Here is a 12,043-nt window from a genome sequence, read left to right as displayed (position 1 = left end):
GATTCAAGCCCCTTTGACTGAATCGCTATGGAGACGTGCTCCAGCGCCGCCGACCGGTCCGACAGATCTCACGCTCATACGCAAGTGCGAGTACGCGACCCGAGAGTGGAAAAGGGATGTGGCACCGCCGTAGCAACGGCGACATTCTCGATCTTGCTCTACCGTGGAAACCGCTCGGAGGACCTGTGCCGGAAAATATAGCGGTCGTCATCTGAATCGTTCCGGCTGTCCCAAACTGATCCCTGAGCGCAGCGCGACGGCTTGACTCAGAAGCGCACCAGTTCCGCGCCTCTCGAACCGGTGGCGGGGCGATCCAGGCCTCGGGCAGCCGGTGTATCCGCACCCGCCCTCCGGTCACCCGGGCATCTCGTACGTCGGTCTTTATCCTTCGGATACCGAAAACTCCTGATAACCAATGGGTGTGCCAAGTTCACCGCGACTCCGGCCACCTCGAGCGCGTCGACGGCCCAGAACCAGCCGAAGGTCGCGCCGAGCACGACCTCCGGGGTTCGGGCCCGGCCTTTCGATCTGCAACCCTCAACGCCACTGGATCGCTGACGATGGGGTGGTCGTCAAGGGTTGTCTCGTCACCGACCGCCGCCGGTGCAGATCGTTCCCGACCACTGACACACAAACGCATCTCGGACAACTCACCACTGCCTGCGCACCAGCCAGACATACGATCCCGAAATGTCAGTGGCCGGGGGCCTTCCGGCGGGACACGCCGAATGCTCCGGACGAAATCGGCCGGTCAGTCCGGTTGGGCGCCCCGGTGATTACAGCTCGATCCAGGTCGTTTTGAGGTGCGTGTATTTGTCCAGACCGTGATTGCTTCTGTCCGCACCGTGCCCGGACATCTTGCGGCCACCGAACGGGACCGAGGAGTCGCCCTCTTCGTAGCAGTTGATCCAGACCAGACCGGCTTCGATTCCTCGCGCCATCCGGTGGGCCCGACTCAGATCCGCGGTCCACACCGCTGAACCCAGTCCGTATACTGTGTTATTCGCGATCGCGAGTGCCTCCTCCTCTGTACGGAAGGAGTGCACCGCCAGCACCGGACCGAAGATCTCGTGCTGGGCGACCCTACTGTCCGGATCGACGTCGACGAATACAGCCGGTTCGACGTACAGGCCGTCATCGCGCCTGGCATCGGAGCCCAGAACCAGCTTGGCACCCGAGTCGATGCCCTTGCGGATCTCCGCGAGAACGTCGTCGCGATGTGCGGCATAGGCCAGCGGTCCCAGCGTGGTCGCCGGATCCAGTGGATCACCGATCACCGCTGCGTTCAGCTTGTCGACAACTTTTGCCACCACTTCCTCGCGGATGTCTTCGTGGACCACTAATCGCGATCCAGCGGTGCACATTTGACCGCTGTTGAAGGACACCGCCCAGGCGGCCATTGATGCTGCCTTGTCCAGGTCGGCCACGTCGGGGAACACTATGTTCGGCGACTTGCCACCCAGCTCGAGCCATACCGGTTTGGCGTTGGATGCACCCGCGTAGGACAGCAGCTGCTTTCCCACGTCGGTAGATCCGGTGAACGCCAGGGTCGCGATATCATCGTGCATGCCGAGCAGCTCACCCACCTTGGCGCCGCTGCCTGTGATCACCTGCAGCACGCCCGGAGGTATGCCCGCCTCGAAGGCAAGCTCCGCAGCCCGCAGCAACGAGAACGGCGTCTGACTGGCCGGCTTGGCAACGACGCTGTTGCCTGCGACGAGAGCAGCCGGGATCTTGAACATCGACAGCGTCATCGGGAAGTTCCACGGCGTGATGATGCCGACGACGCCGACCGGCTCACGGGTCACCAGCGCGACCGCGCCGTTGCGGCCGCGCGGCGACTCGTCCATCAGTTTGTCGGCCAGCTCGCCGTACCAGCGCACAGTGTTGATCGCGGTACGCATCTCGACGTTCCACGCGATCGTGACGGGTTTACCCATTTCATACGCGACAAGGAACGCCAGCTCGTCACGATGCTGATCGAGCAGGTCGGCCCACCGGATCAGCGCCTCGCCGCGCTCACGCGGCTCCAGGCCTGCCCACACCCTGCTGCGAAAGGCGCGCTTGGCGCCCTGTATTGCGCGCTCGACATCCACGTCGTCAGCGCTCGCCACCTGAACCGTCTCGCCGTTGCGGGGACTGGTGTGCGTTGTGGTTTTGCCGCTGTTTGCTTGTGCCCACTCGCCGTCGATCCACATTGCGGTCGGCAACTCGGTCTGCACCTTGATGTCCAGCCAGTCGCCGAGCGTCGCCGGTCCGGGAGTCTTGACTTCGGCTGCCACAGTTGATTCCGCCTTTCGCGCGGCTCGGCGCCGCTGCTCTGCATTCTCGAATATCCGATGGTTTGCGAGGCCTCAGTTGTCGAGCCCGAGGACCCCGGCCAATTCGTTGTAATCGACCTGCCACAATCCAGCAGACGTCAGCGGGTACTGCGAGCGGAATCCGATCAGCCGTTGCGCACGCGGCGACAGCGTCTTGGCGATCTCCAGATCGACGATGAACGGGTAGGACTCTTCGGGGGTCAAATAGCCGGCGTTGAACGTGAACGCAACAGCGCGACGGTACTCGTTGTCCGTGAGATTGGCCCCACCACCGTGGACAGTCTTACCACTGATGAACAGCGCGTCGCCGGCCTTCATGATCGCCGGAATGGTGCCTTCCGGAGTCCCATTGTCCTCGAAGTCCTCCCAATGATTGCTGCCCGGGATGACCCGTGTCGCACCATTGTCCTCGGTGAAGTCGGTCAGCGCGATCAGAAAGTTGATGCACGCTTCGGGGCCGGACGGGCCCATGGCGATGAAGGGAGTCCAGTTGCCCAGGTCGCGGTGCAGCATCTGAGCCTTGTTACCCGGGCCGATCTCGATGACCTGCGCCGTGGTCATCCAGTACGTGCCGGCTTCCTCGACGAAGGTCAGATCGCCCAGTTCATGGACCAGGTCCTTGTCGATGATCTCCTCGCGGAAAGTTTTGCTGTGCGTGACCAGATTCGTCAGGCGCTTGGTGTTGCTTCCGTGGAACTCGGCGATGATGCCGTCATGCGTAGATCCGGGGCGCAGCTTTGCCATCGGATCGTCGATGTCAGCGTTGAAGCGTTTGATCTGGTCCTGTGTGAGGAAGTCTTTGATGATCACGCCGCCGTCGCGGCGGACGATCTCGAGAATTTTATCCGCAGACGTGGTCACGGGGACTTGTTGCAGTGCCTGCTGGTCGACGGTCATAACTTCTTCTCCATCCGGTAGATCCTGTTTTAGATCATTTGACCTTATCGCTCGATCAAACTAAGTACAAGGGTTTTTCGTGTGATAGATCACGTCCAGATACAGCTCGTCCGGAAGAAGCGTATGTGCTGCCGAACAGCAACATTCGAGCAGTATGGCGGGCTCGAAATCGATCCGTCCGCATCGCGGCAGGTGGTTGGAGGCGTACAGCAACATTTCACCACGAGATACCCAACCTGATCATTTGATTCGAAATTCATCATGACGCGTCAGGCTGTGATTACACACCTGTTGGGCGACGCTACGTATCGCTACCGACGCTGGGGATTCGGCTGAACCGTCAAGCAGCGCTGATCCGTCAGGCAGTTCGGCCGACGACGCGGCTCAGCGCCTCGGCGATGAAGTCGATGTCGTGCGCGGTGTGCGCAGTACTCATGAAAATTTTTCCCGAGGGCATGAACATCACGCCTTCGGCGAGCATCCCGCCCAGGACTTTCCCCCAGATGCCACCGGTTCCGTGGAGCCCGGTGGCCGCGTCCTCCGGCACGAATTGCAGCAACGACCCCACCCGGTTCAAATGCGCCGGGACTCCGGCGTCGGTCAGTACCGTATCGAACGCATCGTTGAACCGCGCCGCGTTGCTCTCCAACGTCGCATACACCGCCGGGTCCGTGAGCACACCCATCGTCGCCTCGACTGCGGCCAGCGCGACCGGATTTCCGTTGAACGTTCCGGCGTGCACGACGCCGTCGGTGACCTGATCTATCAAGTCCGCGCGGCCGACCACCGCGCTCTGGGTGAATCCGCCGGCGATCGCCTTGCCGAATACCGATAGATCCGGGCGTACCCCGAAGCGCTCGGTGGCACCACCGCGCGCGATCCGGAAGCCCGCAATGACCTCGTCGAAAATGAGCACCACGCCGGCCTCATCGCACAGCGTCCGAACCGCCCGCAGGAACTCCGGAAGCGGTTCGGTCACACCCGCGTTGCTCATGATCGGGTCGAGCAGGACCGCGGCGATATCGAGCTCGCGCGCGTCTTCGAGAATGCCCGTAATCATGTCGACGTCGTTGAACTCCGAGACGATCAGGTCATCGAGGACGCTCGGGCTTTGACCTTTTGTTGCGGTCAGCGTCGGCCTGCCGTACTCGTCCGCCGACATACCCGCATAGACCGAATCCTGCCAGCCGTGGTAACTCTTGGCGAACTTGACGATGCGTCGACGTCCGGTTGCGGCCCGGGCAAGCCGCAGCGACACCTGCACGGCCTCGGTGCCGGTGTTGCTCCACAGCAGGCGCTCACCGTGCGGAACCGCGTCCAGCACCGCTTCCGCCGCCGCATACTCGAGGACGTGGCCGGTGCCGACCACCTGCATGCGGTCCACAACTCCCCGGACGGCAGAGACCACCCGATCGTCGCTGTGACCGAGCACCATTGCACCCCAGGCCATGACACAATCGACATAGCGATCACCGTCGAGGTCCCAGACGTGGGCGCCACGAGCTTCCTGGACGAACAACGGATGCGGCTGCATGGAAGCACGCAACCCCGAACTGACTCCGCCCCCGATGCTGTTCCGGGAGCGCTGAAATGCGGCAAGTGAAGATTGAAGACCCATACCCGGTGAAACTCCTCGTATAGCTGAACTAGAATCAGAACCCGAACTTGCCGAGAATGCGCGCGCTGGGCGCGTCACCCCACCTTCCTGTCCTGTTGGCCCTGTCGGCGATCGTCCGTTGCCCACGTGCACCGTTCGATGAGCCAATCGAAGATCGGGTCACTCTCGGTTTGCCATTCTGGGTGCCATTGGACGCCGACAACCGGTCGGTCACTGAGCTCGATCATCTCCGTAATTCCGTCGGTGGCTCGGCCGGTGACCGCGAGTCCGACACCCGGCAGGTCGACCGCCTGATGATGCCAGGAGTTCGATGTTCGACGGGCACCGTAGATCTGGCGTCCGACACTGCCGGAGGAAAATTCGACGACATGGTTGTCGTCACCGGCGTAGGGCGCCGCCTTCGGTGAAGAATGCACGATGGACGTTTCCTCGATGTCCTCGATCAGCGTCCCGCCGAGGACGGCGTTCAGCAGCTGATGCCCGCGGCACACACCGAGGATGGGGATGCCCAGCGCCAGCGCATCGGAGATCAGATCGGCCTCGTACTGGTCCCGCTCGAAGTCGATGACGTCGATGTTCCGGCGCGGGTCGGCGTCCGGGTCGACCGGCCGCATGCCGCCCCAGCGCGACGGATGCACGTCCTGCCCGCCGGTCACGATCAACCCGTCCAACCTGTCGGCCACACCCGTCGAACTCGACACGAACGGCAGGTTGACCGGAATGCCGCCGGCCTGCGCCACGCACCGGTCGAAGTCGGTGAAGAACGAGTTCGTCAACCGATCGGTGAACCGTGGAGACGTACCGGTCACCATTTCCAGCCGGTAGCACCTTCCGGTAATACCGATGAGAGGTCTCATTTCGACTCCTCCCCAATTCGCACGACAACGCGGATTTCCTTGCCCGACGCCAGGGCATCGAAGCCTGCGTTGATTGTTTCGAGTGAGTATTCAGCGGTGACCAGCTCGTCGAGCTGCAACAGTCCCGCCCGTGCGAACTGCAGATACATGGGGATGTCCACTTTGAAGTGGTTCGAACCCATGAACGACCCGCGCAAACTCTTTTCCTGCATGAAGAGTTCGGATCCACGAAGTGGAATCGAATGCGAATCCGGGATCATGCCCATCACCGTGGCCACGCCGCCCGGTCGCAGCATCGCGAACGCCTGCCCTGCGGTCGCCCCGGAGCCGACTGCCTCGAACGCGTGGTGGGTGCCGCCGATGGTCAGCGCACGTACCGCCGCGACCGGGTCGGTCTCGCGGGCATTGACCACGTCTGTTGCCCCGAAGAGCTTGGCCTGCTCCAATTTTTCCGGCACGACGTCCACGCCGATGATCTGCGCCGCGCCGGCCAGCCGGGCGGCCTGCACCGCGGAGAATCCGATTCCGCCGAGCCCGATCACCGCAACGGTCTGCCCGGGACGAACGCAGGCGCTCTGCAGCACCGAGCCCATCCCGGTGGTCACCGCGCAGCCCAGCACACTCGCCGTCTGCAGTCGTACCCCCGGTGGAATCCCGACGACGCTGTTCTTGTGGACCAGCGCCATCTCGGCGAACCCACCGATCCCGGCCGTCGCCCGCACCGCCGCCCCCCGACTATTCGTCAGACGGGGACGGACGCGGCCCTGCTGCAACTGTGCCCGGCGCACGCACAAGGTCTGCTGCCCGGACAGGCAAAATTCGCACGACCCGCAGTACACCGACAGACAGGTCACGACCGTGTCGCCTGGACTGAACTCCGTCACAGCGCTGCCGACTCCGACGACTTCGCCCACCGCCTCGTGGCCGAGCACGATCGGCGTGTCGGACTCGAAGGTTCCATCCATCTCGTGCAGGTCCGAATGACACAGACCGGCGTACGCGATCCGGACCAGCACCTCGTCGGGCCCGGGGTCGTCGATAACCAGTTCTTCGATATCCAACGTACCCGGCGCGGAGTTGAGCACTGCCGCCTTGATCCGGGTGCTCATACGAGCTCGAAGTAGCGGTTGAGTTCCCAATCGGTGATCCCGCAGTCGGGGTCGCCGCCGCCCATGGTGTGGAACGCCAGCCATTCCCAACGTCGGGTTCCGATCCAGTAGTCGACGAACTCCTGCCCGAGTACCTCGACCAGCGCCTTGTCTGCTGCGAGAGCATCGGCGGCGCGGGTGATCGTGTGCGGCAGCGCCTCGGTGCCGGCCGGGTTACACCAGGCCATGCCGACGAACGGGGCCGACGGCTCGACGCCGTTGACGATGCCGTAGAGACCGGCCCCCAGCACCGCCGCAGCTACCAGGTACGCGTTGGAATCTGCTCCCGGCGTCCGGTATTCGATGCGCGAGTACTGCGGGTGGCGGGTCACCGCGCGGATGGCGGTGGTCTTGTTGTCGATCCCCCACGTGACGGTCGTGGGCGGGCCTTCCAGCGGGATCTGCCGCCGGTAGGAGGTCAGGAACGGCAGTGCCAGCGAGGTTGCCCCCGGCAGAGTTTGCATGACGCCGCCGATGAAGTTTCGCATCACGTCGGACGGCCCGTTCTCGGCGAAGAACGCGTTGCCGTCCTCGTTCGCCAACGAGATATTCAGATGCGAAGCCTGACCCCACGCGTCGGACCACTTGGCCATGAACGTCACCGACCGACCCAGCTCGTTCGCGACCTCGCGAAGGACCTGACGAGTCCGGGCCCAGTTGTCGGCCGTGGTGACGATGTCGGCGACGGCGACGTTGATCTCGATTTGGCCGACGGCCGCCTCGTCGTTACACGCCTCCCACTCCAGTCCCAGCTCTTCCAGACGCTGCTGCACCCGGTCCAGGAACTGCCACCAATCACCCGACTTGGCATGCACATAGGCTCCGCCGGCCGAACCGCCGAGCGGGGTCAGATCCGTGTATCCCTTGCGGCGCGCCTCGTGAACGGACTCCTCGAAGAGGGTAGCTTCGATCTCGATCGCAGCCCTGACCGAGTAGCCCTCCGCAGCGGCCTGCCGCTCCACCTTGCGCAAGAGGTTCCGCGGACATACCGACACCGGGTCGCCGGTCTTGGTCCAGAAGTCGCCGATGACGGATGCCTTGCCGGGCGCCCATTCGATCAGCGTCCCCAGGTCGGGACGCAAGAAGATGTCCAGCAGATCACCGCGCCACTGTGGAAAGGCGAAACCGAACTGCGGAAAGTTACCGAGATCGTTGCCGAAGACGACATCGGCGAACGGGAATCCCGTCTCGAGTCCGCTCAGAAACTTTTTCGGGGAAATCGACTTTCCCACAAACGTGCCGTCGAGGTTCGTGGCCTCGATGCGAATCGACGTGATGGCCCGCTCTTCGAGCCACTGCCGAACCTGGGCACCCGTTGTTTCAGCCATGGAACCGTACCTTCCAGTGTGCACCGCACATCACAGAAATCTGTGCGGCCGTGCCGATTACCGCGACGGCACCGACGCCCAGCGCGATGAGAAATGAATCGAACCGCCCACCGAGGACCGCCGACAGTGATTCGGCCGACCCGTGGATCTCGAATGTGGTAGCACCGTCGCCGCATACCAGACGCTCGTCGTCGTCGGTACACACGATGATCAACTGCTCGGGAAATCCGGCGGTGTCGGCGTTGAGTTCCCAGAACTTCTGCGCAGCAACATTCCAGTCCGGCAGGGGCGGCGAGAGCATCCTGCCGACCGCCTCCCCGAGCTCACCTCCCCCGACAACCGTGTACTCCGGGTAGAAGTGCAGTTCGAGAGGCTCGACGCCTTCCTCGACACCGTGCCTCACATGGACGCGACCGTCGGCGAACTCGAGCGTCACCGCCTGCCGATCGGCGACCGACGCGAGCGCCACCGCCCCGGCAGCGCTGCTGATCAGCGCGCGCAACTCGGGAATCTCGGCGCTGGCCCTCAGCGTCCGAGCCACCGACAACACCAGCGGCGTCGGATCCGGCTCGACCGCGACCAGCAAATCTTCTGCAGTCAGAGAACTCACCTACTTGACCTCATTTCGATGACTGACCAAGACTCCTGCCTAAGTCATTTGATCAATAGTGACCGGTATCACCGGCTGCGTCAAGAGTCATTCACGGTCCGCGAGTCCTCATGAAGGGAATACCTCTGTGCGGGAGTTCCCGACGCAGCATACGACAGATACTGTTGACGCGGATGGCGGTCTTGCTGCACACTAGCTGGCAGATCAAGTGATTAGGTCAATAGATTCTTCTCTCGGTCCCGATACGGTCGACCCACGGCCGGCAACCCGCCCCGTGGATCCGGATTCACCGAGTCTCACCAGCAAACACTGGTATCAATAGCAGCCGGCCCGTTCGGTAGGGAGTGACTTCATGGAGCCAACAAACTCGCACGTCGACGTCGTAATCGTGGGAGCGGGACTTTCCGGCATCGCCGCCGCGGTCGAACTACGTACCACCCATCCCGAGCGGACATTCGTCATGCTCGAGAAGCGCGACAACCTCGGTGGCACCTGGGACCTGTTCCGGTACCCGGGCATCCGGTCCGACAGCGACATGTTCACCCTCGGCTACAGCTTCAAGCCGTGGCGGGCCGAGAAGTCGATCGCGGCCGGGCAGACCATCCTCGAATACCTCGACGAAGCGGTCGAGGAGCACCAGCTACGTCCCTTCATTCGCGTCAATCAACGCGTGCTGAGGGCAGATTGGTCGAGCGAGACCAGCACCTGGAGGGTGCAGGTCGAGTCGTCCGCCGGCAACGAGACGATCACGTGCTCATTCCTGTACATGGCCTCGGGCTACTACGACAACGAGAACGGCTACCGACCACGATTCCCGGGCGAGGAGAACTTCCGGGGCCCGATCGTCCACCCCCAAGAATGGCCAGAGGATCTCGATTACGGTGACAAAAAAGTCGCCGTCATCGGCTCCGGGGCCACGGCCATCACGCTGATCCCGGCGATGGCCGGCACCGCCGCCAAGGTAACCATGGTGCAGCGTTCGCCCTCGTACGTCTCGATCGACAGCGACATCGACGAGGACGCCATCAAGTTGCGTGCGGAGATCGGCGACGAGGCCGCGTTCGAAACGGTGCGCCTGCGCAACGTGGAACAGCAACAGATCAACTACCAGTACGCACGCAACCACCCCGACGAGTTCAAGAAACCGCTGTTCGACGCGATCGACGCGATTGTGGGACCCGAGTTCCGCGAGAAGCACTTCACCCCGTCCTATCAACCGTGGGATCAGCGCCTGTGCCTGGTCCCCAACGGCGACCTCTTCGAAGCGATCAAGGCCGGCCGGGCCGACGTGGCAACCGGAACCATCGCCGAGTTCACCGAGCACGGCATTCGAATGGAGTCCGGCGAAGAGGTGGAGGCCGACATCATCGTCACCGCCACCGGACTGAACCTGTGCACCCTCGGCAAGGTTGCGTTCACCGTCGACGGGAACCCGGTCGACTTCAGCAGGACCTACACCTACAAGGGTGTCGCTTTCAGCGGCGTCCCCAACCTCGTGCAGGCGCACGGTTACCTGAACTCGTCGTGGACGCTGAGACTCGAACTGGTCAACCAATTCTGGAGTTCACTTCTCACCACGATGGACAAGCTGGGCGCCAGCTCGGTGACACCGGTGTTGCGTCCCGGCGAAGAAAACATGCCGCGCGATCCCTGGATGACCGGAGTGACCTCAGGATATTTCCTGCGGTATCTCGATCACATGCCGTCGCAGGGTGATCGGCTCCCGTGGCTGAACCCGCAGGTCCACGAGCTCACCAAGGAAATCCTCAGCGCCGATCCCGACGACGGGGTACTTCAGTTCGCTTAGCGGTACACCGGCAGTCTGCGAGAGGCCGGCTGGGCCGAGGCGAGTTCCCAATGGCGGCAGCTCTGTCCGCGGGACGAAAGCCTATTTCATCTGTTCTATTCGGTTGACAAGAGGAGTGCGCATGGATGGAACGAATCAGCTCGATGTGGCCGTGATCGGTTGCGGAAACATGGGATCCGCAATAGCCCGGGCCGCGCTCGCGAAGCAGCAATCGGTCGCAATCTGGAATCGGAGCCCGGAGCGGACCGTGCGATTGGTCGATGCCGGTGCCACCGTCCTCACGGACGTCAGCTCGGCGTTCGAAAAAGCAGACCTGACCATCGTCTGCGTCAGCACCACCGATGACGTTCGCGCCCTGCTCGCGCAGATCGATCCCGCCCGGGTCGCCGGCACGATATTGAACCTGACCAGCGGATTACCGGACGAGGCCAACGAACTTGCGGCGTGGGCGGCCGAACACGACGTGCCGTTTCTGGACGGCGTAATCCTCTGCTTCCCCGAGCAGATCGGCAGCGCCGAGGCCCACATCCTGGTCGCCGGCCCCGAGCAACTCTGGACGGCGCACAGCGACATCGTTCGGGCGCTGGCCGGAAGTTCACTGCATGTCGGGACCGTTCACGGCGCAGCCAACGTCATGGACGCCGGCCTGGTCGGCGCCTTCTACATGTCCAGCATGGTGGCGTTCATCGAGGCGACAAGGTACATGGGCAACGCCGGTGTCAGCACCGACGCGCTCCGGTCCCTCCTGCCGTACGCCCTCAATCAGTTCTCCGAGGAGATCCACGACATCCTGAACCGTGTGGACACCGGCACATTCGCCACCGAGCGAGCGACACTCACCGTCTACCAAGAGGCCGGTCAGAGCTTCCTCGACACGATGGCACCACACGGCCCGGCCACGATGATTCGGGCCACCACGAGCGTGTTCGACCGGGCAGTCGCCGCCGGCCTCGCGAACGAGGACCTCGCCGCCGTCGTCAAGCTCTCAGCCGAATAGCAGCACGATCGCCAGGCGCACGGAGACCGCGTAAAGGCCGTACAGCTAATGCGGCGCCCGTACAGGTGTGCCCTGCAGTGGGTTGGCACTCGAGGCGAAGTCGGTGGGAACGGTGTCGTTGCCGGCAAGTTCGCGTAGGTGTGGCCCGACACGTCGGAGTTTGCTGCGACCGCGCGGGCGTGTGAGCCACGCTCCGGCGTGGCGGTAGAACGTGTGCGGATCCGAGACATTGATTATGACAAAGGCTAAGCAAGCGGGGCGGCGCCGCAACAGAGCGAACAGTGCGCTCGGTAATCAACCATGAGAGGAGGGGCGATGCCCGAAGCCGTCATCGTTTCCGCCGCCCGCTCGCCGATCGGCCGGGCCGGCGAGGGGTCGCTCGAGGACCTGCGTCCGGACGCCCTGACCGTGCAGATGGTGCGGGCCGCCCTGGCTAAGGTGCCCGAACTCAGTACCGCCG

9 protein-coding genes and 1 pseudogene are annotated in these 12,043 nt (G+C 63.2%); 3 read left to right on the top strand and 7 right to left on the bottom strand.

Annotated elements, in window-relative coordinates:
- Positions 1-776: 776 nt before the first annotated feature.
- The 7 genes from R4P95_RS26410 to R4P95_RS26380 all read right to left on the bottom strand — a co-directional run bounded on the left by R4P95_RS26410 (position 777) and on the right by R4P95_RS26380 (position 8,779).
- Positions 777-2,282 (bottom strand): aldehyde dehydrogenase family protein, encoded by a 1,506-nt coding sequence (locus R4P95_RS26410; RefSeq protein ID WP_317745595.1) that lies wholly within the window; start codon positions 2,280-2,282, stop codon positions 777-779.
- Between the two features lie 72 nt (positions 2,283-2,354).
- A complete protein-coding gene (locus R4P95_RS26405) occupies positions 2,355-3,218 on the bottom strand; it encodes a phytanoyl-CoA dioxygenase family protein (protein WP_317745596.1) in 864 nt (287 codons plus the stop codon).
- Between the two features lie 358 nt (positions 3,219-3,576).
- On the bottom strand, positions 3,577-4,836 hold the full coding sequence (locus tag R4P95_RS26400) for an aspartate aminotransferase family protein (protein ID WP_317745597.1): 1,260 nt from the start codon (positions 4,834-4,836) through the stop codon (positions 3,577-3,579).
- Between the two features lie 74 nt (positions 4,837-4,910).
- Complete coding sequence (locus R4P95_RS26395; protein ID WP_317745598.1) at positions 4,911-5,693, bottom strand: gamma-glutamyl-gamma-aminobutyrate hydrolase family protein; 783 nt, start codon at positions 5,691-5,693, stop codon at positions 4,911-4,913.
- Positions 5,690-6,802, bottom strand: coding sequence for a Zn-dependent alcohol dehydrogenase (locus tag R4P95_RS26390; protein WP_317745600.1), 1,113 nt, complete (start codon positions 6,800-6,802; stop codon positions 5,690-5,692). The genes R4P95_RS26395 and R4P95_RS26390 overlap by 4 nt, the downstream gene beginning before the upstream one ends.
- Positions 6,799-8,169, bottom strand: coding sequence for a glutamine synthetase family protein (locus R4P95_RS26385; protein WP_317745602.1), 1,371 nt, complete (start codon positions 8,167-8,169; stop codon positions 6,799-6,801). The genes R4P95_RS26390 and R4P95_RS26385 overlap by 4 nt, the downstream gene beginning before the upstream one ends.
- Complete coding sequence (locus R4P95_RS26380) at positions 8,162-8,779, bottom strand: hypothetical protein (RefSeq protein ID WP_317745603.1); 618 nt, start codon at positions 8,777-8,779, stop codon at positions 8,162-8,164. Before R4P95_RS26380 ends, R4P95_RS26385 begins: the two co-directional genes overlap by 8 nt.
- A gap of 352 nt (positions 8,780-9,131) precedes the next feature.
- Here R4P95_RS26380 and R4P95_RS26375 point away from each other — a divergent pair, with 352 nt between their 5' ends.
- The 3 genes and pseudogenes from R4P95_RS26375 to R4P95_RS26365 all read left to right on the top strand — a co-directional run.
- Positions 9,132-10,586 carry an NAD(P)/FAD-dependent oxidoreductase gene (locus R4P95_RS26375; RefSeq protein ID WP_317745605.1) on the top strand — a complete coding sequence of 485 codons (1,455 nt, stop codon included), beginning with the start codon at positions 9,132-9,134 and terminating at the stop codon, positions 10,584-10,586.
- Positions 10,587-10,707: 121 nt separating this feature from the next.
- On the top strand, positions 10,708-11,583 hold the full coding sequence (locus tag R4P95_RS26370) for an NAD(P)-dependent oxidoreductase (RefSeq protein ID WP_213575272.1): 876 nt from the start codon (positions 10,708-10,710) through the stop codon (positions 11,581-11,583).
- 315 nt (positions 11,584-11,898) lie between these two features.
- Positions 11,899-12,033: pseudogene (locus R4P95_RS26365) on the top strand (acetyl-CoA C-acyltransferase); the annotation flags it as partial.
- Between the last annotated feature and the right edge of the window lie 10 nt (positions 12,034-12,043).

Source organism: Rhodococcus sp. IEGM 27 (assembly GCF_033142305.1).
GTDB lineage: Bacteria > Actinomycetota > Actinomycetes > Mycobacteriales > Mycobacteriaceae > Rhodococcus_F > Rhodococcus_F oxybenzonivorans.
This window is presented reverse-complemented; position numbering and strand designations above follow the sequence as displayed.